Annotated in this window: 21 protein-coding genes and 1 pseudogene; 14 read left to right on the top strand and 8 right to left on the bottom strand. The window is 69.8% G+C overall.

The window, feature by feature from the left end:
- A complete protein-coding gene (locus MRQ36_RS02080) occupies positions 1 to 777 on the top strand; it encodes a DUF305 domain-containing protein (protein WP_242792196.1) in 777 nt (258 codons plus the stop codon).
- Between the two features lie 99 nt (positions 778 to 876).
- Positions 877 to 1,830 carry a LysR family transcriptional regulator gene (locus tag MRQ36_RS02075; RefSeq protein ID WP_242792193.1) on the top strand — a complete coding sequence of 318 codons (954 nt, stop codon included), beginning with the start codon at positions 877 to 879 and terminating at the stop codon, positions 1,828 to 1,830.
- A gap of 21 nt (positions 1,831 to 1,851) precedes the next feature.
- Here the strand turns inward: MRQ36_RS02075 and MRQ36_RS02070 are convergent, their stop codons facing one another.
- The 4 genes from MRQ36_RS02070 to istA all read right to left on the bottom strand — a co-directional run bounded on the left by MRQ36_RS02070 (position 1,852) and on the right by istA (position 6,422).
- A complete protein-coding gene (locus MRQ36_RS02070) occupies positions 1,852 to 2,550 on the bottom strand; it encodes a response regulator transcription factor (protein WP_242792190.1) in 699 nt (232 codons plus the stop codon).
- Positions 2,551 to 2,725: 175 nt separating this feature from the next.
- Entirely contained in the window at positions 2,726 to 4,294 is a 1,569-nt protein-coding gene (locus tag MRQ36_RS02065; protein WP_242792175.1) for an ISL3 family transposase, read from the bottom strand.
- 113 nt (positions 4,295 to 4,407) lie between these two features.
- Positions 4,408 to 5,196 carry an IS21-like element helper ATPase IstB gene (gene istB, locus MRQ36_RS02060; protein ID WP_242792172.1) on the bottom strand — a complete coding sequence of 263 codons (789 nt, stop codon included), beginning with the start codon at positions 5,194 to 5,196 and terminating at the stop codon, positions 4,408 to 4,410.
- Positions 5,196 to 6,422 carry an IS21 family transposase gene (gene istA, locus MRQ36_RS02055; protein WP_242792162.1) on the bottom strand — a complete coding sequence of 409 codons (1,227 nt, stop codon included), beginning with the start codon at positions 6,420 to 6,422 and terminating at the stop codon, positions 5,196 to 5,198. Before istA ends, istB begins: the two co-directional genes overlap by 1 nt.
- 536 nt (positions 6,423 to 6,958) lie before the next feature.
- Here istA and MRQ36_RS02050 point away from each other — a divergent pair.
- The 5 genes and pseudogenes from MRQ36_RS02050 to MRQ36_RS02030 all read left to right on the top strand — a co-directional run bounded on the left by MRQ36_RS02050 (position 6,959) and on the right by MRQ36_RS02030 (position 13,161).
- On the top strand, positions 6,959 to 9,247 hold the full coding sequence (locus MRQ36_RS02050; RefSeq protein WP_242792160.1) for a collagenase: 2,289 nt from the start codon (positions 6,959 to 6,961) through the stop codon (positions 9,245 to 9,247).
- A gap of 433 nt (positions 9,248 to 9,680) precedes the next feature.
- A complete protein-coding gene (locus MRQ36_RS02045) occupies positions 9,681 to 10,436 on the top strand; it encodes a lytic polysaccharide monooxygenase (protein ID WP_242792158.1) in 756 nt (251 codons plus the stop codon).
- A gap of 194 nt (positions 10,437 to 10,630) precedes the next feature.
- Positions 10,631 to 12,331: a glycosyl hydrolase family 18 protein gene (locus MRQ36_RS02040; RefSeq protein WP_242792157.1), complete on the top strand. Its 1,701-nt coding sequence runs from the start codon at positions 10,631 to 10,633 to the stop codon at positions 12,329 to 12,331.
- 87 nt (positions 12,332 to 12,418) lie between these two features.
- A pseudogene (locus MRQ36_RS34280) lies at positions 12,419 to 12,514 on the top strand (hypothetical protein); the annotation flags it as partial.
- An 11-nt stretch (positions 12,515 to 12,525) separates the two neighbouring features.
- Complete coding sequence (locus MRQ36_RS02030) at positions 12,526 to 13,161, top strand: chitinase (protein ID WP_374249767.1); 636 nt, start codon at positions 12,526 to 12,528, stop codon at positions 13,159 to 13,161.
- Between the two features lie 23 nt (positions 13,162 to 13,184).
- Here the strand turns inward: MRQ36_RS02030 and MRQ36_RS02025 are convergent, their stop codons facing one another.
- The 4 genes from MRQ36_RS02025 to MRQ36_RS02010 all read right to left on the bottom strand — a co-directional run bounded on the left by MRQ36_RS02025 (position 13,185) and on the right by MRQ36_RS02010 (position 17,445).
- Entirely contained in the window at positions 13,185 to 13,928 is a 744-nt protein-coding gene (locus tag MRQ36_RS02025) for a MerR family transcriptional regulator (RefSeq protein WP_242792148.1), read from the bottom strand.
- 31 nt (positions 13,929 to 13,959) lie between these two features.
- Positions 13,960 to 14,898 carry a CPBP family intramembrane glutamic endopeptidase gene (locus MRQ36_RS02020; RefSeq protein ID WP_242792146.1) on the bottom strand — a complete coding sequence of 313 codons (939 nt, stop codon included), beginning with the start codon at positions 14,896 to 14,898 and terminating at the stop codon, positions 13,960 to 13,962.
- A gap of 101 nt (positions 14,899 to 14,999) precedes the next feature.
- Positions 15,000 to 16,766, bottom strand: a complete 1,767-nt coding sequence (locus MRQ36_RS02015; protein WP_242792143.1) for a cell wall metabolism sensor histidine kinase WalK — start codon at positions 16,764 to 16,766, stop codon at positions 15,000 to 15,002.
- Positions 16,753 to 17,445: a response regulator transcription factor gene (locus MRQ36_RS02010; RefSeq protein ID WP_242792140.1), complete on the bottom strand. Its 693-nt coding sequence runs from the start codon at positions 17,443 to 17,445 to the stop codon at positions 16,753 to 16,755. Before MRQ36_RS02010 ends, MRQ36_RS02015 begins: the two co-directional genes overlap by 14 nt.
- Here MRQ36_RS02010 and MRQ36_RS02005 point away from each other — a divergent pair.
- The 7 genes from MRQ36_RS02005 to MRQ36_RS01975 all read left to right on the top strand — a co-directional run bounded on the left by MRQ36_RS02005 (position 17,432) and on the right by MRQ36_RS01975 (position 25,406).
- Positions 17,432 to 18,706 carry an efflux RND transporter periplasmic adaptor subunit gene (locus MRQ36_RS02005; protein ID WP_242792137.1) on the top strand — a complete coding sequence of 425 codons (1,275 nt, stop codon included), beginning with the start codon at positions 17,432 to 17,434 and terminating at the stop codon, positions 18,704 to 18,706. The genes MRQ36_RS02010 and MRQ36_RS02005 overlap by 14 nt on opposite strands.
- The gene (locus tag MRQ36_RS02000; protein ID WP_242792134.1) at positions 18,703 to 19,386 is read left to right on the top strand and encodes an ABC transporter ATP-binding protein; all 684 of its coding nucleotides are present in this window, start codon (positions 18,703 to 18,705) and stop codon (positions 19,384 to 19,386) included. The genes MRQ36_RS02005 and MRQ36_RS02000 overlap by 4 nt, the downstream gene beginning before the upstream one ends.
- Positions 19,383 to 20,597, top strand: a complete 1,215-nt coding sequence (locus MRQ36_RS01995) for an ABC transporter permease (RefSeq protein WP_242792132.1) — start codon at positions 19,383 to 19,385, stop codon at positions 20,595 to 20,597. The genes MRQ36_RS02000 and MRQ36_RS01995 overlap by 4 nt, the downstream gene beginning before the upstream one ends.
- 52 nt (positions 20,598 to 20,649) lie before the next feature.
- Positions 20,650 to 21,183, top strand: coding sequence for a hypothetical protein (locus tag MRQ36_RS01990; protein ID WP_242792130.1), 534 nt, complete (start codon positions 20,650 to 20,652; stop codon positions 21,181 to 21,183).
- Positions 21,184 to 21,753: 570 nt separating this feature from the next.
- Entirely contained in the window at positions 21,754 to 22,878 is a 1,125-nt protein-coding gene (locus tag MRQ36_RS01985; protein WP_242792128.1) for a GDSL-type esterase/lipase family protein, read from the top strand.
- A gap of 328 nt (positions 22,879 to 23,206) precedes the next feature.
- Positions 23,207 to 24,505, top strand: a complete 1,299-nt coding sequence (locus MRQ36_RS01980) for a hypothetical protein (protein WP_242792126.1) — start codon at positions 23,207 to 23,209, stop codon at positions 24,503 to 24,505.
- Between the two features lie 301 nt (positions 24,506 to 24,806).
- Positions 24,807 to 25,406 carry a sigma-70 family RNA polymerase sigma factor gene (locus MRQ36_RS01975; RefSeq protein WP_242792124.1) on the top strand — a complete coding sequence of 200 codons (600 nt, stop codon included), beginning with the start codon at positions 24,807 to 24,809 and terminating at the stop codon, positions 25,404 to 25,406.
- Positions 25,407 to 25,408 lie beyond the last annotated feature (2 nt).

Here is a 25,408-nt window from a genome sequence, read left to right as displayed (position 1 = left end):
TTGTTCCGGAACATCCAACAATTCGCCAAGGTAGCCGACCGGCCGGCGCTGATACCGTCGCTGGCGACCACCGCTGATCGGGGACGTCCTGCCCCTCGCGGTTGGTATCCGCATTCCCCGGATCTCGTCAACTCGGCGGTTCCCGTCCATCAACCCACCTCGGAGTCGGTCGTGCGTCGTACCCGTCTTGTCGTACCTGTCCTGTTGGCGGCCCTCACGCTCTCGGCATGTGACGGCGCGCAGTCCGCCGACCAAGGCTCGGCGTCCCCACCCCTGGCCAGTGCGCCGGTCGTGCGGGCCGACAACGACGCGGCCTTCCTGCGGCTGCTGGTCGGGCACGACGAGCGTGGGCTGGAGCTGGCGAAGCTCGGGCAACAGCGGGCCGGTCGCGAGGACGTCCGCACCTTCGCCGCCGCGATCACCGTGACCCGGAAAGCAGAGATCGCCGACATGAATCGCCTGCTGAAGACGAATGCCGGGTCGACGATGCCCACAGACATCCACGTCGGATCGTCGGAGGGCCACGGCGGTCACGGCACCTCCGACGCGTTGGAGAGCGTCAGGCCGGATGACCTCGCGCAACTCATGGCCAGCCCCGTCGGCAAGGAAGCGGACAAGCTCTTCCTGAACCTTTTCATGTCCCACGAACTGATAGCGGCGAACTTCGCGGCGGCGCGGAAGACCGGTGACGACCCGCAGGTGCGGGAGCTGGCCGCCCGGCTGGCCCGGTCACGGCAGGCCCAGGTACGCGAGGCGCTTCGCCTGCTCAACGGTTGACGCCGGCCCGGCCGTCGGACGCGCATGAAGATCTGCCCATCGATGATCGGGGCGGTGTGAGTGGTCGGGCGCTGCCGCAGGTCTCCGTATCGTGGGCGCATGCAGGTTGAGGTGCGCCATCTGAGAGCCGTCTCCGCCATCGCGGAGGTGGGCAGCATCAGCCGCGCCTCGGTGCGACTGGGGATCAGCCAGCCGGCGCTGACCACTCAGTTGCGCCGGATCGAGGAGGCACTCGGCACCCGCCTGTTCGTCCGTAGCCGCAGCGGCGTGGTCCCCACCGACGCGGGCCGCCAGCTGTTGAGCCGTGCCCGGGTCGTGCTCGGCGAGTTGGACGCGATCCTGGAGAATCTGCCGGTGAGTGCCCCGTCCCGGGAACTGCTGCGGATGGGAGCGGTGCACGTCGCCGCCAGCAGCAGCCTGGTGCGGTGCGTCGAGGAAGCCATGCCCGGGACCGCCGTCGGGCTGCGTATCGAGCCTTCGTCCCGGACCCTGCTCGACCTGACCGCCAGGGGACTGCTCGATGTCGGGCTGGTCAGCTTCGTCGAAGGCTTCGTCCCGCAGCTGCCCGAGGGGCTGATGGACCGCATCCTGCTGCCGAGGTATCCCATCTTCGTGGCCATGTCGGCGGGGCACAGCCTGGCGGGTCGGGAGTCGGTGCGGCTCGCGGACCTGCGCCAGGAGTTCTGGGTACGGCCGCCCGGCGCCGACGACGGGTCCCTCGCCGCGCTGCGTCACGCCTGTCGTAAGGAGGGCTTCGAGCCGCTGCTCCGCTACGACGCGCCGAGCGGCGCTGCCTGGCCGCTGGTGGCTCAGGGCAGATGCGTCCGCCTGGTGGACCCGTCCTGGCCGGCGGCTCCGGGTACCGTGACCCTGCCGCTGGCCGACGAGGCGCAGATGGCCAGGCTGAGCCTGGTGTGGCAGCGCGTCACGTTCTCCTCGCGCGAGGCGAGCACGCTGGTCGATGCGGTCACTCGGGCGATAGCCGCTCACGCGCAGGACAATCCCGGCTTTCATCGCTGGTGGCAGAGCTCTCTCAGTGCTCAGCCCCGGTGACCGCCGGGCGCGTTCGGTCAGCTAACCCCGTTCCGCATCCATTAGCGCGATGCCTCTGCTGCGGCTGCTGTGCAGATAGCGGGGTTGCCGGGCCGATTCTCCCAGCTTGGCCCGCAGCCGTGACAGCAAGGTGTTGAGCGCGCCGACAGAGAGGGAGCCGTCGGGGGAGAGGAGTTCGGCGAGTCGGGCCCGGGGAACATACCTGCCCGGTGCTTCTGCCAGCCGCGCGATGAGATCGAATTCCGTCCGGGTCAGACACAGGGCTCGTCCGGCGACACTGACTTCACGTGACGCGGAATCCAGGCGCAGCTGACCGACCATCAGCTGGTCCGCCTCCTCCTCGACCGGGCGGCGACGCAGAATGGCCCCGATCCGGGCGTCCAGGACGAGGGGTGAGGCCGGCTTGCCGACATAGTCGTCCGCGCCCGCCACGAGAATGCGAGCGATCTCGTGATCCGGTCGAGGGGCGGTCATCACCAGGACCGGCCGGCGAGCGGTCGCGCACACCATCTGCACCATCGGCAGGGCATGCATGTCACTGACGAAGGGATCGATGACCACCACATCCGGTCGCCGGGTGCCGCGGCGCAGGAGAGCGGATGCGGCGGCCCCGACCGCTTCGGTGTCGAGGCTGGCCACCGCGTGGCCCAGCCGCGTCAGCTGGCGACTCGTCCGTGCCCGGCAACGGGCGTCGTCATCGATGAGAAGGACCTTCGCCATGAGTCTTCCGATTCTGCGCCTGGTCCTCCATCGTCCTGCGGCGCGCCGCCGTCGGCCATGACATCGGCCCCATAACATGACGCGATGCCCGACCCGTCGCCTCGCGCGACCGGTGTGTCAACGCCGCCCCAAACGGGGCTCTGGCGCAGATTCTGTGATTGATCTTGATGGCGGCTCACGAGTTGGTCAGGACGCGTTTGCGGAGGAGGTCGAGGTTCGCCCGGCCATACATCTGTCGCTTGATCGTCTTGATGCGGTTGACCTGGCCCTCGACCGGACCTGAACTCCATGGCTGGGCGAGGCCGGCGACGACGGCGTCGCGGTCGCTGACAAGACCGGCGGCGAAGCCGCGGATCTCGGGGTATCCGGCGCGGCGGGCGCGGTTGATCCAAGCGTCGAGGTGCTGCCCGGTGCCTTGGTGGCGGACCAGGGCGGCAAACCCGCGGGCGAGGTCGGCGACGGTGTCGAGGTCCGGGCAGCGGCGGCGGGCGTCGGCGAGAGCGGCGTGTTCGTCGTCGGTGAGTTTGTGGCCGGGTCGCATGATCCAGGCGGTGATCCGCCGGGCCGACGGCACCCGGACTGCGGTCGCAGGGGCGGGTCGGTTGCGGTTGATGGTGAGCCAGTCGCGCAGCACCCGCAGGCTGCCGTGGTAGCCGCGGGCCAGGATCTCGGCGTGCAGGTCAGCGGTCTGATGGACGCCGTCGGTGAGGCGTTGCTGCAGGTAGGAGTGGAACGGGGCGAGGACGCTGGGTCTGCTGCTGGCGTTCGGGCCGATCAACGCCTCGGCGGTGGAGGCGTGGGCGTACTTGCGGGCGGTTCTGACGTTCATGTCGAGGCGGCGGGCGGTCGCGCTGATCGACAGCCCCTCGGCTCGCAGAGCGTGCACGGCCGCGTGGCGTTGGCGCGTGTTCGCCGCCCGACGCCCCGTCTCGCCCGGCTCGTCGGCCGGCGCGGCCAGGGCAGATGTTGGTTCGGTGTGGGTGCGTAGGCATCGGCGGTGCCCGCGGATGACTTTCTCGACGGTGTCGCTGAGGTTCTTTAGCAGGTGCCACCGGTCGGCGACCTGGATCGCATCAGGTGCTCCCTTGCGGGCGCCGTCTGCGTAGCTGCCGCCTCGATCGCGGCAGATGATCTGAACACCGGGATGTTCGTGCAGCCAGGCGGCGAGGGTGTCGGCGGTGCGGTCGGGCAGGACGTCGATCGGTCGGCGGGTGTGCATGTCGAGCAGCACGGTCGCATAGCGGTGCCCACGACGGCGGGCGAAGTCGTCCACGCCCAGCACCGTCGGTGTCACCGGCGGCGGGTCGGGCATCCGGCGGATCATCCGGATCAACGTTGACCGGGAGACCGACACCGCCAACCGATGCGCCAGCCTGCTGCCCGGGCGACCGCCCAACGCCACCGCGACGGCCTCCAGGTCACCGGCCGCCACGACGGTGTGACGGGCATGCCGACGAGTCAGCCCGGGCACCTGCTCAACGAACGTCCGCCGCCCGCATTCGCCGTTCACGCAGGTGAATCGGCGGACCGTCAACGCGACCAGCACCTCGTGACCACCCAACCTGACATCCGCCAGCCTCCGCACATAGCGGCCATGCACAGTGGTCGACCAGGTGCTGCAGGTGCCACACCGCGCCCGCACAGTCTGTGTCGCCGCATCGATCCTGACCCCGACACCCCGGACCACCACCGCGTCCAACCGCAGGCCCGTCAGGTGCGGCAGCAACGCCGGAATGATCTCCATCCCGGCACCCAACCCGAACTACCGACGAGCGCGACTCACAAAATGTGTGCCAGAGCCCCAAACGGGACCACCGTGGTCCGGCTGAAACTGGACCACCTCGGTTTTGTTGATCTTTAGTCGTTGGTCTTGTTGGCTGCGGGGACGCGGCCGAGGTCGCGGTCTTTGAGTCGGTAGCTGTCGCCCTTCATGGAGATGACCTCGGCGTGGTGGACGAGGCGGTCGATCATGGCTGCGGCGACCACGTCGTCGCCGAACACCTCGCCCCAGCGGCCGAAGGGCTTGTTGCTGGTGACGATCAGCGAGGCTCGTTCGTAGCGGTTCGAGACGAGTTGGAAGAACAGGTTCGCGGCTTCGGCTTCGAAGGGGATGTAGCCGACCTCGTCGACGATCAGCAGCGGGATCCTGCCGAGCTTGACCAGTTTGTCCTGCAGCCGGCCGGCGTGGTGGGCGTCGGCCAGGCGGGACACCCATTGAGCGGCGGTGGCGAACGCGACGCGGTGGCCGGCTTGGCAGGCCCGGATCCCGAGGCCGATGGACAGGTGGGTCTTGCCGGTGCCGGGCGGGCCGAGGAAGACGACGTTCTCTCGGCCAGTGATGAAGTCGAGGGTGCCCAGGTGGGCGATCGTCTCCCTCTTCAGAGAGCGTTGGTGGTCGAAGTCGAACTCCTCCAGGCTCTTGCGGGCCGGGAACCTAGCTGCACGGATGCGTCCCTCACCGCCGTGGGCTTCGCGGGCGGCGACTTCGCGTTGCAGGCAGGCGGCGAGGAACTCCTCATGCGTCCAGGATTCCGCTCGGGCCCGCTCCGCCAGGCGTTCGACGGAGGCAGCGAGGGACGGCGCCTTGAGGGCGCGGGTGAGGAACGCGATCTCCGATGCGACGTTGCGGTTGGTCTTGGTGGCCATCAGGCGGCCACCTCGTCCAGGCCGAACATGCGGTCGTAATCGGCCAGCCGACGGTGCTCCACCTCGGTCGTGACCGCCGGCGCCGGCACCTGTCGGGCCGCTGTTCGCAGATCGGCGGCGGCCTGGCGGTGAGCGGGATCGGTGATGCTCTGATGCTTGGCCCAGCACCGGTCATGCCGGGCGACGAGGCGGTCCTCGCAGAACACCTGCACCCGGTCGGCGTCGGCGACGATGTCCACCCGTCGGCCCACCACGGCCGGGTGCACCGAGTAGTCGTTGCCGTCCAACCGGACGTAATGATCCCGAGGCAACCGGGTGCTCTGCCGCCAACCGACCACCGGCGCGACCGGCGGCAGCGACAGCATCGCGGCCCGGTCGGCATCCCACCGGTCCACGGGTCGGCAACCCAACATTCGGTGCCGGCGGTTGTTCGCCCGCACCAACCACTCGGTGAGTTGGGCGTTGAAGTCGCCTGGTGAGGCGAACCGGCGGCCGGGCAAGAACGACGTCTCCAGATAGCCGTTGGCCCGCTCCACCAGGCCCTTCGATTTCGGATCCGCCGGCCGGCACTGAATCACGCGGATGCCGAGGGTCCCGCGGAAGGCGTTCATCGCCTCCGTCAGCTGCGGCCGTCCGGCCCGCCACTGCCCGACAGCGGACTCGTTGTCCCAGACCAGAGCCTTCGGCGTCCGGTCCCACCCCGAGATCAGCGTCCAGTGCCCGCCCAACAGGTCCGCCGACTGCCGAGACGGGATCATCACCGCCGACAGCCACCGCGAATACCCCGACACCATCACCAGCACCGGCGGCCGGCCGACCTGCCCGAAACCCAACGACACGTCCGCCGGCGGGAACCACAGATCACACTGCGCCAACTCACCCGGCAGATACTCCGTCCGCTGAGCCGGATCCGGGCGCCGGAACAACGGCCGCAACTGCTGCACCCGATCACAGAACACCGTCTTGCCCCGGGTCCACCCAACCCGCTCCATGATCACCGTCGACGGCATCTCCGGGAACTCCGCCAACAACGCCCGAATCTGCGGCTCGACCGCATCCACGATCGAGCCCTTCGCCGCCCGCCGATACCGCGGCGGCTCATCACTAGCCAGGGCCTTCTTCACGGTGTTGCGAGACATCCTCAACCGCCGTGCGATGGCCTGGATCGCCATACCCTCCGACCGCCGCAGCCGCCGGATCTCCGCCCAGTCCTCCACGCTCAGCACCTCCCGATGCTTCAGGAGGTGGTCCCGATTCAGCCGGAACCACGTGGTCAGTTTTCAGGCGGAGCCGACACGGTGGCCGCCAACTCGCCGAACCCCGTTATTAAGAAGCCGGAGATACGGCCCGGCGCATTCTTTCGATCGGCTTAGTTGGCTTGTGCCCCGCGAATTCACGCCATTAGCGTCCCGACGTCGGTAAGCGGGCGCACCATCTCACGACCATCGTGGTGCGGCCCGTCCCGGACCGGCACCGCCGCCGGACAGCGTGCCGCACGTCCTCCGCATCCGGACGATGTCCGCGGACTGCGATCGCCGGAATCCCACCCGGCGGCGGCTTCCCCTCTCTCCCACGAAGGTCTCGCATGAGAAGAGATCCCCGACGTCAGCGCCTACGGGCACTGCTGGCGCTCAGCATCGCGACCGTGCTCCTGTCCGCGGGCGCCGTGGCCTGGACTACCGCGCACCAGCGGCGACCCGCCGCCAGTCCCACCTCGGCCTCCCCGATCGTGCCGTTGTCGTCGAACGACACGCTCGATCACGTGTCCCATGAACCCGAGCCGCTGGACGAACGGGCTCCGCTTCCGGCCTCGCACGACCAGGCGTACCGCAGCTACGACGACGCGTCGGTGGCCCTGAAGCGCCGGCCGGTCACCGGGGCAGCCCCAGCCGGGGGTCAGTGCGTCACCCGTGACTACACCGACCAGCGCGGTGCCGACCTGGTCGACCGGGTGAAGCGGTCGACCACCGAGTGCATCGCCGGGTTGTCGAAGCTCGGGCGGACCGAGGGCAGTCGCGCCTTCGAGGACGGCAAACTGACCACCATCGTCCGGGCCTTCGCGGAGGAGGCAGGTCGTCGCGAGAGTCCGTCCCACGCGGCTCAGTTCGCGCTCTACCTCAGCACCGGGCATGCGTTCCGGCGCGCCCACGGCGATGAGCCGGACCAGCGACTCGCGGCAGCGGCCCGACCGGCCCTGGACACGCTCTTCGCCAACCCGGCGCTCGCCGTGGTGAACGACGTGAACGGGGAGATCCGGACCGAAGCGTTGGTCCTCGCCGACGAACTGGGCCTCAACCGCTTCTACCTGCCGGTGGTGCGTGGCACGCTGTCGTCGTACGGGCCGAAGTACAACCGCTCGTGGTGGATGGTCAACGCGGTGAACCAGGCGTTCACGCTGCTGTTCCACGGCCGCCGGGACCCCGACTTCGTCGCCGCGGTCCGCGCCGACCCGCAGCTGCTGGACACCCTGCACGACTTCGCCCGGCAGCACGAGAGGGTGCTCGGCACGGAGCAGGACTTCCTGGTCGTCAACGCGGGCCGGGAACTCGGACGCTTCCTCCAGTACGACGCCCTGCGCGGCCGTACCCGTGAGCAGGTTCGCGACGTGCTCGCCCACAGTGGGCGCACCGGTCCGACGGCCTCGCTGTGGATCGGCACGGCGGAGATGGCGGACACGTACGACCGCCCGTCCTGTGCGGCTTACCAGACGTGTGGCCTGGCCGGACAGCTCAACGACGTGCTGGTCTTCCGGCACATCTGCAGCCCCACGCTGCGGATCCGCGCCCAGCAGATGACCATCGCCGAGGCCGAGGCGAGTTGCCGCAGTCTGCTGGCTCAGGACGCCTTCTTCCATCGGCTGGTCCGAGACCCTGGTCCGGTGGCTGCGGACAACAACACCGCGCTGGAAGTCGTCGTCTACAACTCCAGCAACGACTACCGGGCCTACGCCGGAGCGACCTTCGGCATCGACACGAACAACGGCGGCATGTACCTGGAAGGAAATCCCGCCGCGACCGGAAATCAGGCCAGGTTCATCGCGTACGAGGCGGAGTGGTCCAGGCCCACTTTCGAGATCTGGAACCTCAACCACGAGTACACCCACTATCTGGACGGTCGCTTCGACATGCGGGGCGACTTCGGCACCGCCACGCAGACGCCGACGGTGTGGTGGATCGAGGGATTCGCCGAGTACGTCTCTTACCACTACCGTGGGCAGGTCTACAGCAGCGCGGTGGCCGAGGCCGGCCGGCGGACCTACTCGCTGCGCACCGTCTTCGACACCGGGTACGGGCAGGACAGCACCCGGGTCTACTTGTGGGGCTACCTCGCGGTCCGGCACATGATCGAGAACCATCGCGGCGACGTCGACGCCGTGCTCCGGTCGTACCGCACCGGTGACTACGCCGCCGCCCGTCGACTGCTCACCGCCGACATCGGCACCCGCTACGACAACTCCTGGTTCACCTGGCTGGCCGCCTGCGCGAGCGGGGGGTGTCAGCGGATGGTAACGCCGTCGGACGAAGCCTCACCCACGCCGAGCGCGTCCTCGCCCACGCCGTCGCCGTCCTCGCCCAGTCCCTCGGCGCCGAGCGGGTCGCCCTCCGCGTCGCCGAGCGTGTCACCCGACACCACCACCTCGCCGGACCCGGCGGTCAACCAGGCCCCGACCGCGGACTTCACGCACCGAAGCAGTGGACGGACCCTCTCGTTCACCGACAGGTCCTCGGACACCGACGGTCGGGTCGTCGCCAGGACGTGGGACTTCGGCGACGGCAGCACCTCGCGGGCCGGCAACCCGCGTAAGACGTACCGGACCGACGGGACCTACCAGGTGCGGCTGACCGTCACCGACGACAAGGGCGCGACGGCGACGGTCGGCCGGTCGGTCACCGTTGGCTCGGTGGTGCGGACCTGTGCCGGACCTGACCGCAACAGCCTGGGTCTGGACTGCCAACGGACCGGTCGTGCCGCGGCCGCCGGCAACTACGACTACCTGTGGTTGCTCGTGCCCGCCGGCACGGACCGGCTGGGTATCTCGTCGGCCGGCTGAACGGGTGACTGCGACCTCTACTACCACCCCGACGGATGGGCGTCCAGGGACTCCTACCTGCGGCGCTCGGCGGCGAAGGGCAACTCGGAGACGCTCCTGGTCACCGCGCCCAAACCCGGCTACCACTATGTCAGCCTGTCCGGTACGACGGGTTGTGCGGGCGTGACCTTGTCGGTCACCCGCTGACCCTGCACACCGGCAGGAGCGGCGGTCCCGCTCGGGTGTCCTTCGGGGCCCCAGGCGGGACCGCCGCTTTTCTGGCGGTGCCCGGTCCTTTGTTGATTCCACATCATCAGTACCTGAAGCAATAGTTAACCTTGTTTCCTGAGGGAGTCGCGCGTTTTACGGTACTGAGGTCGCACACCCCCACCACCGTTTCCCATTGCCTCAGCGCAATGGAATGCGGTCGCGTCAACCAGAAAGCGGTGAACCCGTGAAGCGCAAGAAACTTCTGCTGCCCCTGGCGGTCGGCAGCACCGTCCTGACCTCGGCCCTCGTGGCGTCCCCCGCGCAGGCACACGGATACGTGTCCAACCCGCCGAGCCGGCAGGCGCAGTGCGCGCAGGGCATCGTGCCGGACTGCGGCAACGTCAAGTTCGAACCCCAGAGCGTGGAGGCGCCGAAGGGCTCGATGCAGTGCAACGGCGGGAACGAGCGTTTCCCGGAGCTGAACGACGACAGCAAGGCGTGGCGCGCCACCCCGGTCGGCCGTAACGTCACATTCAGTTGGGCGTTGACCGCACGGCACTCGACCAGCACCTGGGAGTACTTCATCGGTGATCGCCGCATCGCCGTCTTCGACGACGCCGGTCGTCAGCCCAACGCCACCGTGACCCACAACGTCGACCTCAGCGGCTACAGCGGACGGCAGAAGCTGCTGGCGCGCTGGAACATCGCCGACACGGCCGCTGCCTTCTACGCCTGCATCGACCTCCAGGTCGGCGGTGGCACGACTCCGACCACGCCCCCGACGAGCACGCCGCCGACGACCACGCCCCCGACCAGCACGCCGCCGACGACCACGCCCCCGACCATCGTTCCCGGCACCAAGGGGTGGCAGGCCGGTACCGCGTACGCCACCGGCACCGTCGTCAGCTACGGCGGCGTGGACTACCGGTGCCTGCAGGCACACACGGCGCTGGAGGGTTGGGAGCCGGCGAGCACCGCCGCGCTCTGGCAGCGCCTCTGACGGCAAACTCCGCCGGCCCTACCGGCGCCGGCGGTCCGACCCTGGACCACCCACCGGGGACACGCACGGCGGTACGGGAACCCCCACTCGTACCGAGGTACGGGAGCGCGCGTTGGACGAGCACCTGACCAGGTGCACGTTGGCGCGCTCCCGTACCGCCCACCAGTTAGGCACGCACAACGGGAAGGATCCCCATGAAGAGATCACTCCGCCGCTCGCTCTGGGCCGGCGCCGTGGTCGCACTGACCGCCGCCGCGGCGGTGCCGGCGGCGTCCGCCTTCGGCGCCACCGACCTCGTCGCGAGCATCACCGGCGCCGACACCGGCGCGATGAGCGCCACTTTCGCCGCAGCGCAGGACTGGGGCAGCGGCCATGAGACGAAGGTGACCGTCGCCAACGGCACCGGCGACTCAGTCACCGACTGGCGCATCGAGTTCGATCTACCGGCCGGTACGACGATCAGCAGCTTCTGGGACGCCGACGTGACCAACAGCGGCAACCACTACGTCGCGGTCAGGAAGAGCTGGGCCAGCCCGATCGCCGCCGGTGCGAAGGCGAACTGGGGCTACAACGGCACCGGAGCGTTCAAGGCGCCGCTGAACTGCACCATCAACGGCGCTCCGTGTGGTGGGGGCGGCGACAGCACCCCGACGTCCACGCCGAGTAGCTCGCCGACGGTCACGCCCACCAAGTCGGCCCCGCCGCCGTCCACCGCGTCGCCCACCGGCACTCCGACCGCGTCGCCGACTCTGACCCCGACCGCGACTCCGCCGTCCACCGACGGCAAGAAGGTCGTCGGGTACTTTGCCGAGTGGGGTGTCTACGCCCGCAAGTACTACCCCAAGAACATCGCGACGAGCGGGTCGGCGGCGAAGCTGACCCACCTGATGTACGCGTTCGGCAACACCGCCGGTGGAAAGTGCGCGCTGGGTGACTCCGATGCCGCGATCAGCAAGGCGTACACCGCGGCGGACAGCGTCGACGGGGTGGCCGACACCTGGGACCAGCCGCTGCGCGGCAACTTCAACCAGCTCCGCAAGCTCAAGAAGATGTACCCCAACCTGAAGGTGATCTGGTCCTTCGGTGGCTGGACCTGGTCGGCCGGCTTCACCCAGGCCGCGCAGAACCCGGCCGCGTTCGCCGACTCCTGCTACAACCTGGTGAACGACCCGCGCTGGGCCGGCGTGTTCGACGGCATCGACATCGACTGGGAGTACCCGAACGCCTGCGGCCTACAGTGCGACGCCAGCGGCCCGAACGCGTTCAAGAACGTGATGAGCGCGCTGCGGAGCAAGTTCGGTTCCTCGGCGTTGGTCACCGCAGCGCTCGCCGCGGACGGCAGCAACGGTGGCAAGCTGGACGCGACGGACTACGCCGCGGCGGCGCAGTACGTCAACTGGTACATGCCGATGACGTACGACTTCTTCGGCGCCTGGGCCGCCCAGGGTCCCACCGCGCCGCACTCGCCGCTCACCTCGTACACCGGCATCCCGCAGCAGGGCTTCTGGTCCGACGCGGCGATCCAGAAGCTCAAGGCCAAGGGCGTCCCGGCGAACAAGCTGCTGCTCGGCATCGGCTTCTACGGCCGGGGCTGGACCGGGGTGACCCAGGCAGCCCCGGGCGGCACCGCCACCGGCCCCGCCCCGGGCACCTACGAGCAGGGCATCGAGGACTACAAGGTGCTCAAGAACAGCTGCCCGGCCACCGGCACCGTCGCCGGCACCGCGTACGCCAAGTGCGGCAGCAACTGGTGGAGCTACGACACCCCGTCCACCATCGGCGGAAAGATGACGTACGCGAAGAACCAGGGCCTCGGTGGCGCCTTCTTCTGGGAGCTCTCCGGTGACACCAGCAACGGCGAGCTGATCGGCGCCATCAAGGGCGGACTCGGCTGAGCCGAGCGCCGACGCACCACCCACACGGCGGGGAGGGACCACGCACCGGTCCCTCCCCACCGCGAGTGGCGACCCGCGATCGTCCCGATGACCTCAGCCTCCGCCGCCGCCTGTGCGGTGCCGTGGCAGCCCTCGGCCGTCTATACCGGAGGGAACCAGGTCTCCGCGAACGGCCACAACTACCAGGCGAAGTGGTGGACCCGGAACGAGGCGCCGCCCGGCACCACCGGCGTCTGGAACGACCTCGGTACCTGCGGCGGGTCCACGCCGCCCACCAGCACCACGCCCCCGGCAACCCGGGCGACTTCGTGGTCACCGAGGCCCAGCTCAACCAGATGTTCCCGGGCCGGAACTCCTTCTACACCTACTCCGGTCTGGTGGCCGCGCTGAGCGCGTACCCGGGCTTCACCAGGACCGGCAGCACCATCGTGCAGCGGCAAGAAGCCGCAGCCTTCCTGGCTAACGTGCACCACGAGACCGGCGGCCTGGTCCATGTCGTCGAGCAGAATCAGGCCAAATATCCGCAGTACTGCGACGCCAGCCAGCCGTACGGATGCCCAGCCGGCCAGGCTGACTACTACGGGCGTGGGCCGATCCAGCTCAGCTGGAACTTCAACTACAACGCCGCTGATATCGCCCTCGGGCTCCCGCTGCTGGCCAACCCCTCGCTGGTGGAGACCGACGCGGCCGTGGCCTGGAAGACCTCGATCTGGTACTGGATGACCCAGAACGGGCCCGTACGGATGACCGCGCACGTGCCACTCCGTCACCCCGCGGAAGTTGGTGGACAGGGCAGCCCCTACGAGACGTTGTGGAGCTGTTCGATCTGACGCCAAGCTCGATGGATCGCTCTTCAGCTGCCGTGACTTCCGGTTCCTCCGGGTCGGCTGCTGATCTCGTATGCCCGGCGCAGTACGTCGAGCTGGGCGCGGTGGTACAGCGCCTCGAGGGCCTGGCCGGCGGTGCTGCGTGCGGCGTCGGACTGCCGGGGTGTGGTGGCTTTCGGTGCGAGCGTCACCGGGTTGGTGGTGGCCGTGGGGTCCATCAGTGGCGCAAGTCGTTCGGCGAGCGCTTGTCGGGTGGCCTCGTCGGCGTCGGCGGGCAGGTCGCGGAAGGCCTCGTCCAAGGCGTCGTCGGGACGGTCCCGAAGGACCTGCTGAACCGTTTGCATCGATTCGTCGGAGAACAGTTGGGCGTACACCATGAGCAGGGCGCGGTCGTTGTCGCGCAAACGTTCCGCGACGGCGTGGAACCCGGCCGGGACGTCGGGCGCCGCCCCGGGCCGGGTCAGGACCGCCAATTCCCGTCGGATGTTCTGCAGTCGTTCCACGGTCGCTTCGAGTTCGGTGTCGATGGCCCGGAAGACCGACACCAGCCCGTCGGGGTCGGTGCCCATCGCGGCGACCTGTTCGAGCGGGACACCCAGCCCGGTCAGGCGCTTGATCTGCAAGAGCCTGGTCAGGTGGCGGATCTCGTACTGCTTGTAGCCGTTGGATCGGCGATCGGGCTCGTCGAGCAGTCCGATCTCGTGGTAGTAACGGACCGTTTTGATCGTGGTTCCCGACAGCTCAGCGATCTCGCGGGTGCTCCAGGCCATGGTCGCGTCTCCTTCGGGCGGCTCGGGCGGTTCAGGCGGCACGGGACTTCCGCTCGCGCCACCAGACGAGCACGAGCATGGCGACGTTGACCAGGGCCAGGAGCAGCACGGCGGCGTCGCCGCTGCCGGAGGAGCGTTCGATGGCGAACGGTTCGCCGTCCGACATCACCGTGTTGACGATCGTGAACAGGACGTTGTTGGCGACGTGGAAGGCGACCGGTGCCTCGATACCTCCACTCATGATCGCCATCAGGGCGGTGCAGGCGCCGATGAAGGCGTAGTAGCCGAACAGCCACGGGTCACTGGACCCGTGCGACAGCGCGAACAGCAGGCTGGAGACGACGATACCGAGGGCCAGCGCCGGACGGACTGCGCGCACCCAGGACGCCGCCGCGGTCAGGGCGACGCTGCGGAACATCAGCTCCTCGCCGAGGGCCTGAAGCGGCGTGGTCAGCAAGGTCAGGACAACCATGACGACGGTGGTGCCGGACACGCCGAACGCGACCCATCCCGGGGAGTCGGGGGCCAGCACGGCGACCACCCCGATGCCGGCCGCCACCAACACGGCCGCGCTGAGCAGGTAGCGCACCAGGCGGCGCCGATCGAGCGAGCGCGGTGAGCTGATCAGCGTGCGCCAGGGCACCCCGGCCAGCCTGGCCAGCAGCAGCACCGCCAGCACACCGGTCACGATGGTGGCGAGGTTCACGGCGAGGAACTTCGACGGCGTCATGGTCGCCGCCATCGGGTCGTCGCTGCCGGTGAGAGCACCGGCGAGTTGATAGCCGAGAATCTGCAGCACGAGCAGCATCACCAGCGGTACGACGATCGCCACCAGCGGCTTCCACCAGGCCATCCGCAGGTGGGCGCCGAACGGCCGGGAGTCGTCGACGCCCGGCCGGGCCGACGTGGGCGACGCCGGCTTCACGTGGATGGCCGGGTGTCGTGGATCGACGGTCGGTGAGGTGTCCATCAGCAGGCCCTTCGAGTGCGTGTCGAGGTGTACCTGCCCGAGTGGAAACTGTGTCGTAGGGGCACGGTCAAGCCGTCATGTCAGGGCGTGGGTGCGGCCGGTCACGCTGTCGGGAGGCTGAGGGTGAAGGTGCTGCCGACACCGATCTCGCTCGCCGCGCTGACGGTGCCGCCGTGGGCTTCGGCGAGGCGCCGGACGATGGACAGGCCCAGCCCGCTGCCGCCGGTGGATCGGCTTCGGGAAGCGTCGGCGCGCCAGAAGCGGTCGAAGACGCGGGGGAGATCCGCGGTGGGGATCCCGGTGCCGGTGTCGATGACCGAGATCGTCAGCCGGTCGGCCGTCACGCCGGAGCGGATGGTCACTCGTCCGCGCGCCGGCGTGTGCCGGATCGCGTTGGTGACCAGGTTGCCGACCATCTGTCGGAGCCGGTTCGGGTCGACCGTCACCAGCGGGTCGTCGGCCGGTTCGCTGACGAGAAGCGTGCCGGCGCGCTCCGCTGATCCTCGGTGCGCCTCCACGACCTGCGCGAGAAGATCGTTGATGTAGGTCGGCTCGGGGTGCAGCCGCAGTGTCCCGGCGTCCGCGGCGGCGAGGTCGCGCAGATCGTCGATGACGTGCTGGAGCAGTACGGCCTCGTTGAGCACCAGGTCCACCAGTTGCGGGTCGAGCGGGACCACCCTGTCCTGAGCGCCCTCCAGCCAGCTGCGGATGTTGGTCAGCGGTGAGCGCAGCTCGTGCGCCACGTCGCTGACCATGTCCTTGCGCTGGCGTTCCAGCTGCTCGCGGTGCTCGCTGAGCTCGTTGAACGCAGTAGCGAGCCGGCCGATCTCGTCATGGGTACGCACCGTGACCCGCCGCCGGCGCCCGGACGGGTCACCGACCACGTCGGTCAGTGTCTGCAGTGGGCGCACCAGCCGGACACCGACCAGCACGGTGACGCCGACGGCCAGCGCCAGCACCAGACCGGTGACCCCGAAGATGCGCAGCAGGCTGGGCCGCGACAGGTCGATGGTCGTGCCGCCGGCCTCGCCACGCAGCGAGGTGACCAAGACCAGCGCCGGCGGCGCGACGTACCTCCGGAGCTGGTCGCGGCGGCTCTCCAGGACACAGTCCTCGACGGCGTCCGACGGCGGGCCGGCGCCCGCGGACAGAACGGCGGTGAAGTCCGGAGAGATCGCCCGAACCGCGCCGGGCCGGCCCAGACAGGTGCTGGTCGCCTCGGCCAGGTCGGCCAACGGCCGCTGCTCACTGGACATCGCCAGATTCAGGTACGGCAGCGTGCACTCGGCGCGGGCCGCCGCGTCCTCGGCACCGAGCGTCTCGACTGCCGGGCGCCCGGACGCCCGTACCGAGATCTCGGTCCTGATGCCGTATGTCTCCATGCAGGTCGCCGTCCGCTCGGCGGCGTCCCGCAGCACCGTCGCCTCCTTCGCGGACAGGGCGTACGGCCCGATGACTCTCGGGTCGATGCTGCCGTCCGGGCGGCCGCTGAGACCGGCGTCCAGCCGCAGCGGGTCGACGGTTGCCGACGGTGCGGTCCCGTGCAGTGCGGGTCCTGGCGCGGATTCGGCCAGCACCGTCCGGTCGCGGGTGGTCAGGGTGATCCGCCGTCCGGTGTGCCGGGCCAGGTCGGCCAGTAGCGGACCGGCGGATGCCCAGCTGGTGTGGGTGGCGGCGTAGCCGGTCAGGGAGTCGTAGATCTGGGCGTGGTTGGCCAGCGACTGGCTCCGCTCCTGCTGGATCACCTGGGTGGTGGCGCGGAACGTGAGCCAGGCGGTGGCCACGATCGCGGTGACGGCGATCGTCAGCGACGCCGCCAGCAGCCGGACGATCAGGCTGCGCCGGAGCGGGACCCTACCGCGCCGCATCGGAGATCTTGTAGCCGACACCGTAGACGGTGAGCAGGTGGACGGGGCGGCGCGGATCTGATTCGACCTTCCGGCGCAGGTTCATGATGTGGGTGTCGATCGCCCGATTGGTCGACTCGCGGTCGATGCCACGGGTGTGCTCCAGCAGCTGCGGGCGGGTGAGAACCCGTTCGGGCTGAGCCGCCATGGCTGCCAGGATCGCGAACTCGGCCGGCGTGCACTCGACCGGCCGGTCCGCCACGGTGACGGTGTGCCCGTCCAGGTCGACGACGATCCGACCGATGCGCAGCACCCGCTCCGGACGGGCCGGTGCAGGGACGGCCCGGCGCAGCAGCGTACGCACTCGGGCCATCAGCTCCCGGGGGCTGTACGGCTTGGTGAGGTAGTCGTCGGCGCCCAGGTCGAGACCCAGCAGCATGTCGTCCTCACTGCTGCGGGCGGTCAGGATGAGGATCGGGACCGGTGACTCCTCGCGCAGGACCCGGCAGACGGTCAGCCCGTCGAGGCGCGGCATCATCACGTCGAGCACGATCAGATCGGGCCGGCGGGAGCGGGCGAGCTCGAGCGTTCGCTGCCCGTCCGGCGCCACGGTGACGTCGTGCCCGCTGGCCACGAGGTAGCGGCGGACCAGTTCGGCCTGGCTGGGGTCGTCCTCGGCGAGCAGGATGGCGGCACACACGGCGCCGACTATAGGTGCGATCTTGCGGCGGCCGGCCGGACCCGACAGGTTCCCCACAATCTTCTCCGAAGATCGGCTCATGTCACCAACCAAGCGCTTCTGGGGGTACGGCGCGCTCGCGCTCGTGCTGGCCGGGTCGGGTGCCGCCGTGTGGGCGACGACCGGTGGCCGGACCGGCACGAACGCCTCGCCGGCCGCCACCGCGCAGCCTTTGCAGACCGTCACGGTGGTGCGGACGGATCTGAGCAGCGGCAAACCGCTGCCGGGCACGATCGGGTACGGGGCGGCCAGGCCGCTGAAAGCCGCCGATGGTGGGGTGATCACGTGGTTGCCCGCGGTGGGCCGTGTCATCGAGCGGGGACGGCCGGTCTACCGGATCGACGACCGGCCGGTGCCGTTGTTCTACGGCGAGGTCCCGCTGTACCGCCCGCTCGACCGGCGTGGCCTTGTCGGCCGCGACGTCAGCGTGATCGCCCGCAATCTGACGGCACTCGGCTACCGGATCGGCGCCCAGCCCCGGGCCGGTTCCGTCATCCAACCCGCCGCTGCTGCTCCGACGCCGGCCCTGCCCGCGAGCACGGCACCCGCCCCGCACGCGAGTGCGGCGCCGTCCGCGCCGGTGACCGTGCAGCGCGGCGAGGCGGTCCTGACCCGGTCCCTGATTACGGCGATCAAGTCGTGGCAGCGTGATCTTCACCGGCCGGAGACCGGGGTCGTCGGCCGCGGCGATGTGGTCGTCCAGTCCGGGCCGATCCGCGTCGCGGCGCTGACCGCGCAGATCGGGGACGTGGCCGGCGACGAACTCATGACGATCACCGGCGCCACCAAGGTGATCAGCGTGCCGGCCGAGGTCGGCGACGCCGGCACGACGCAGCGCGGGGACACGGTAGAGGTGACGATGCCGGACGGCACGTCGGTGCCCGGCCGGGTCGCGTCGATCGGCACCACTGCCGTTGTCGACCCGACCGGTGGCGACCCCAACGCCGCGCCCACCATCACGATCACCGTCGCCTTCGTCCGGGCCGCCGACGCTGCCCGGCTCGACTCCGCCGCCGTCGAGGTCGACTTCGTCGCCGAGGTCCGCGAGGACGTGCTCGCCGTACCGGTCGGCGCGTTGCTCGCGCTGCACGAGGGCGGTTACGCCGTGCAGGTCTCCGGCGGTGGTCTCGTCCCGGTGACCACCGGCCTCATCGCCCGGGGCATGGTCGAGGTCGAGAGCGACGGCCTGAGCGAGGGCACCCGGGTCGTGACCACCTCATGACCCCGGTGTTGCGACTGCGCGCGGCCACCAGGATCTATCCCGGCGGGGTGGTGGCCATGGACGCCGTCGACCTCGATGTCGGCGCGGGGGAGCTGTTGGCCGTGGTCGGACCGTCCGGATCAGGCAAGTCGACCCTGCTCAACACCATGGGCACGCTGGACCGGCCGACCTCCGGCACGGTCGAGATCGACGGTACGGACGTCGCTGGCCTCTCCGACCGGCAGCTGTCCGCCCTGCGCGCCCGGCGGCTGGGTTTCGTCTTCCAGCAGTTCCGGCTCTCCGCGGGGCTCTCCGCGGTGGACAACGTCGCCACCGGCCTGTTGTACGCGGGTGTGCCCCGCCGCCGGCGGCGCCCCCTGGCCGCCGAAGCCCTCGACCGGGTGGGTCTGACGCACCGCATGACACACCGGCCGAACCAGCTGTCCGGCGGCGAACAGCAGCGGGTCGCCATCGCCCGGGCCCTGGCCAACAATCCGGCGCTGCTGCTGGCCGACGAGCCCACCGGCGCCCTCGACACCAGCACCGGGCGTACCGTGCTCGACCTGCTCACCCGGCTGCACGCTGAGGGCACCACGATCGTCGTGATCACCCACGACGCGGACATCGCGGCGCGCCTGCCGCGCCGGGTCGAGGTCCGCGACGGCCGGATCCACGCCGACTCCGCCCGAGGTACGGCATGAAAACCGTCGACCGTGCCACCCGCCCCGTCCGGCTCACCCCGCTGGACCTGCTGGCCCTCGGACTGATCGGATTGCGTACCCGGAAGGTGCGGGCCGTGCTGTCCGCGCTGGGCATCGCCATCGGCATCGCCACGATCGTCGTGGTGACCGGCATACCGGCGTCCAGCCAGCGCAACCTGATGGCCGAACTGTCGGCTCTCGGCACCGACGTCCTCCAGGTCTCCCCGGCGCCGAGCGGCACCGGGGAGGCGGTGGCCCTGCCGGCGCAGGCCCCGGCCATGGTCGCCCGGATCGGCCCGGTGCGGCAGGTGGCCGCGGTGGCCAACACACACACGCCGCTGCGCCGCTCGGATCAGAGCGCCGAGGGCGACGGCGCGGGACTCGCGGTGCTGGCCGGCTCGCCGGACCTGCTGCCGGTCCTCCGTGCTCGGATGCACAGCGGCAGTTTCCTCGACGCGACCGCCGCGAAACTGCCGATGATCGTGCTGGGCTCGGCGACCGCCACCCGGCTCGGCATCCCCGACCTGAGGCCGGGAGAGCCACCACCGCAGGTGCTGGTCGGCCGCCAATGGTTCACCGTACGCGGCATCCTGGCCCCGGTCCCACTCTCCCCGGACCTGGACGTGGCGGCGATCATCGGCTGGGAATCGGCGGCCACCTACCTGCACTTCGACCGGCGCCCCACGGTGATCTACGTGCGCACGTACGAGCCGGCCATCGAACAGGTCCGGTCGGTCCTGCAGGCCACCGTCGACCCGGCGAACCCGGGTCAGGTACGGGTGAGCCTGCCGTCGGACGCCTTGGCCGCCAAACGCGCGACGGCGAACACGTTCTCGGCACTGTTTCTCGGTCTGGCGGTGGTCGCGCTGCTGGTGGGTGGCGTCGGCGTCGCGAACACGATGGTCATCTCGGTGCTGGAACGACGCCCGGAGATCGGGTTGCGACGGGCGCTGGGCGCCAGCCGGGGCCAGATTCGCGGCCAGTTCCTCACCGAGTCCGTCGTGTTGTCGCTGCTCGGCGGGTTCGCCGGCACCCTCATCGGCGCGGCGGCGACGGCGGGTTATGCCGCCTGGCTCGGCTGGCCGGTGGTGATACCCGCGTCCGCGGCCCTGGCCGGACTCGGCGGGGCGGCGCTGATCGGCGTGGTCGCGGGGGTCTACCCGTCGATGCAGGCGGCACGGCTTCCTCCGGCGCAGGCGCTCGCCTCCTGAATCGCAATTGCAGCCCGACAGCTTCCCGACAAAGAGTAGGAAAACTGGCCGTATGACCAAACTACAGGCGGCATTGACCGCATCAGTGCTGGCGGTCCTGCTGAGCGGTTGCGGCGCGACCCCGGAGCAGACGGTTCCCGAGGTCGCGTCGATCTCCCAGGCGCCGGCCGCGTCGTCGTCGCCGGCTTCGGCACAGGGGCCGCGCGCCCGGCTGGACACCACCGCAGCCGAGCAGGAGAAGTGGGCCCGCGCGTATTGGCAGTGCATGAAGGACAACGGCGCCCGGGTCGACGACTCCGAGAAGGCCAAACTCACCGGCTTCGTCGACCCGTCCCAGGCCTCACCGGAGACGTTCCGGGCCTGCGCCGCGAAGAAACCCAACTTCGTGCCGGAGGAGATGGACCCCGACCTGAACCCGAACTACAAGCAGCAGTGGCACAAGCATGTGGAGTGTTTGAAGGCCAAGGGCATGCCCATCGTGGAGACCGACGACGGCTGGAGCTGGAAGTCGTCGAACGTGGTCATCCCGCCGAACGCCGACGAACTCGAACGCGAGTGCCAGATCGAGGCATTCAGCGCCGGATGACGCGGAGCCGTCAGCTCAGGGCGTCCGGGCGCGCCAACGGTCCGGTGTGCCGATGCCGTGGCTCATGTGCTTCGGGCCGGTCTGCGTCACCTTGAGGGGGCGGACGCCGGTCCAGGTGGCGGTTGGTCAGGTGCGCAGCCGATAGTGGTTGCAGCATCCAGTGATCAGCGATGTCGCCCACGTCGACCGCGAACGGCATGAACTCCGCGACCGGCGGTCACTGCTCTCATCTCCATGTGCCAAGGGGGTACGCCGTACCCGGCGTACCCCCTTGGTCCGGCGAGTCGGTTGTTCTCGGGCCGCTTCCGGTGCACGTCGTCGCCCATCAGGGCGCGCACCCGCGAGGCGGTGGTTCGCGGGATCGCGGGCGGCTGACGCAGCCGCAGCCCGCCCGCGTGAGTGTGACCAACGCCATCTGCTTAGGTAATGATGGCTATTACCTAAAGGTTGTAGGTAAAGCTCGACACTTGTTAGGTTGAGTCATGTGGGCGCGGGCAAACTGACTCTCCCGTGGCAGCGGGCGCTCGACACGGCCCTCCACACCTGGCCCGGTCCGAAGGAGACTCGATCGTGACGCTTACCCCAGAACTCGTCCGAGGCGCCGCCGAGGTGGAGGTCACCCCGCGTGGCCTGCGGCCGCACCGGCTACCTACCTGGGTACGCGAGCAGTTCCCGGACGGCCAACTGCTTGCGATGGAGAGTCAACCGTCTGGCGTACGCGTCGTCTTCGCCACGGCCGCTACCTCGTTCACCCTGGTCACGCACCCGACCCGGTTCGCCTACAAGGGGGCCGACCGGCCCCGCGGACGCATCGACGTCTACGTCGACGGCGAGCGGGTGCTCCGTGACGAACTCGCCGGTGGTGACCGGGTCGAGGTCGACCTCGCCACCGGCGAGACGGCATTCCGGCCGGGGCAGTCGCACGCGACCACCGTCTCCGGTCTGGCTCGGGGCCGGCACCGGGTCGAGATATGGCTGCCGCACAACGAGACGGTCGACCTCGTCGAGCTACGCGCCGACGCCCCCATCGAACCGGACCGGACCGTGGCGCCGCTGTGGGTGCACCACGGCAGCTCGATCAGCCAGGGCTCCAACGCGCTCGCGCCGAGCGAGATCTGGCCGGCGGTCGCGGCCCGCCGCGCCGGAGTCGAGCTGCGCAACCTTGGTCTCGGCGGTAGCGCGCTGGTCGACCCGTTTCTGGCCCGGGTGATCCGGGACGCTCCGGCCGATGTCATCAGCGTCAAACTCGGCATCAACGTCGTGAACCTCGACGCGATGCGCCTGCGTGCGTTCGTTCCCGCCGTGCACGGATTTCTGGACACCATCCGTGACGGGCATCCCGACACGCCGCTTCTGCTCATCTCGCCGTTGTTCTGTGCGATCCATGAGGAGACCCCTGGCCCAGGTGCCTTCGACCCGGCAACGCTCGGCAGCGACCAGGTCCGGTTCGTCGCCGCCGGGGAGGCCGGCCCTGGACGGTTGACCCTCAAGGTGATCCGTGCCGAGCTGCGCTCGCTGTTCGACCGCCGATCGGCGGACAAGAACCTCCACTACCTCGAGGGGACCGACCTGTACGGGCCGGACGACGAACCGCTGCCGGACAACCTGCACCCCAGCGCCGAGGCGCACCTTCTGATCGGCTCCCGGTTCGCTGAGCGCGTCTTCGACGGCGGCCCATTCAGCGATGTCCGTTGACGGATCGGTGCGATCTCCGTACGGCGTACGGCGACGGCGGCGATTTGCGCGAGGGTCGGACGGCGGCGACCGGTCGCAGCGAAGGGCCGTGGCGACGGAGGTGATGCTGGCCAATTGTTGACGGGGTGACCGCACCCACTGGCCGCCGAGCGTCCGCACGGACCGGACGTGTCGGTGAAGCGAGCGTCGGCTCACCGGCCTCCGAGGCGGAAATCACATGGGCGCGGGATTGAGTGTGCCGCTGCGGCCGGGTGTCTCATCCAGGGTGCAACCGCCCGTCGACCCGTTACGAACGACAGCACCGGGGCCGAGCAGTCCGAGCACTGACGTGGCCCATCCGATCGACCCGAAGGACAACATGCGCCACTCTCCAGCACACCCTGTCGTGCGTCCGCTGGGGGCGTTCGAGCACGTCATCGACCTTTACATCAGTCGTAACCCCGTACAGTTCTCGCTCGTCGTCGAACTCGCGTCGCCCGTCTCGGCGCAGCAGCTCGAGGACGCGCTCGCGCGACTCCAGCAGACGCACCCGTTGCTCGCCGTCGGCATCGACCGCACCGGCGAACGGCCGGCGTTCCGGGCGTCGACCGAGCCCATCGGTGTCCGACAGGTCCGCGGGGACGACTGGCGCGAAGCGGCAGCGCAGGAGCAGACGCGTCCCATCGACGCCGGCGGCAGTCCGCTGGCGCGGGCGACGCTCGTGAGCGACGCATCCGGTGACCGTGGAACCGTCGTCCTCCTGACGTTCTCCCACCAGATCACCGACGGACGCGGCGCGCTGCGCGCCGCACACGACCTTCTCGCGATCCTCGCCGGGCAGACGCCCCCGGCCCGGCCGGTGCCCATCGACCAGGAGAGTCTGCTCGAGGGCCCACCCCAGGCGGAGCGGCCGACCGGTCACACCCCGGGCCCTGCGGCGCAGCCGGCCGTCGCCACGATCCGACCGTTCGACGCCACGGCACCGAGCATCGAGATCGCCGCACTCGACCCCGCGACGACCGCACACCTGCGCTCCACCGCCCGCGTCAAGGGTTCGACCGTCCAGGGTGCTCTCTGCGCCGCCGCCGCGCAGGCACTCTCCGCGCTCACCGGGGCCGAGAGCATCCGTATCAACGTTCCCATCGACCTCCGCGCGGCGCTGGGTCTCGAGGACGACGTCGTTAACCGCTTCACGGCGACGACCGTGGTGCTGCGGGACCCTGCCCGCAGCGCGCTCTGGTCCCTCGCGCAGGACGCGACGGCACAACTGCGAGCAGCACGGGGCGCCGCCCGGGACGCGGCGCTGATGCTGGCCTCGCTCAACCCCGCCGACGCCCTTCAGGCCGAGGCGGCGATGCTGGCCGCGACCACCGCCGACCTGGAGATCACCAACCTGGGCACAGCCGAGCCCGACACGTCGGCGGTCGCGATCTGGGGACCCACGATGTCGACGCAGGTTCGCGACGAACGGATCCTCGGCGTCGTCACGTACGCCGGGTCGCTGAGACTCGTACTGACGACCCACGGCGACGCGACCGGACTCCCCGCTGACATCGCCAGCCGCCTCACCCGACTGGGAGGTTCAGCAGGCGAGGGCTGGGTTTCCGCGACGGGAGTCCACGTGCGGCCGACGACATCGCCCGTGTGAGTCCGTCCGGCAGTTCCCGGTCGATGGTGGCGCGTTGGTCGCTTGGGTCCTTCAGTCCTCGGAGTTAGTCGATTGTGGCCTTGCGCGGAAGAACAGATCGGGAGCGGGCCGGCGAAGTGGTCACCCGCGCCGCAGTCCTTCCCGGCTCGTGGCGAACAGGAGGGCTCTGGCCTGCGGTGAGCTGGAAGAACTGGCGCGAGAGCTGAAGTCACTGTGGAGTAACATGATCTTACCGCGGCCGTCACCTCTGGCTAGGGCCGCAGAGGGTGACATAGCGCCAGAAAGCCGGCACGATGCGCGGGTGGCCAACGCCTTCGCGCCCACCTCCGGTGGCCACGATCCCGCCTGCTCGGACCCGGACGTCCCCGATCCGGGGCAATCGGCAGCCGTGGCAGGGGACGTCGCCGATAACCAGGTGGAGGCGTTGCGGTTCCTTCAGCAGACACACGGCCCGGTCCTGCTGAACTTCCTCACCCGGCTCACCGGGGGCGACGTCCACCGCGCCGAGGGCATCGTTCAGGAAACCCTACTACGGGCCTGGCGGAACCCCGAGGCGCGACACGCGGACGGTCGCTGGAGCCGGGCCTACATCTTCACAGTGGCCAAGCGCATCTTCATCGATCAGGTGCGAATGGCCGAGGCCCGGCCTCAGGAGATCTCCGACGAGCAGATCGGCACGCACGCCCTGGCGGAGGACCCGACCGAGCGGATGCTCGACCGGCACGAGGTGCGGGCTGCCCTGGACGCGTTGCCCGAGCGACTGCGTCAGACACTCGTGGAGATCCACTTCAAGGACCGACCGGTGTCGGAGGTCGCCGAGGTCCTCGATGTACCTGAGGGCACGGTGAAGTCCCGGACGTTCTACGCCCTGCGCGCTACGCGAGAACCTGGCCGGCCGTGACT

Origin of the sequence: Micromonospora sp. R77, from assembly GCF_022747945.1 — a bacterium.
In the GTDB taxonomy this organism is placed as follows: Bacteria; Actinomycetota; Actinomycetes; order Mycobacteriales; family Micromonosporaceae; genus Micromonospora.
Note: the sequence above shows the minus strand (reverse complement) of the source record. Positions and strands in the feature narration are given on the sequence as shown.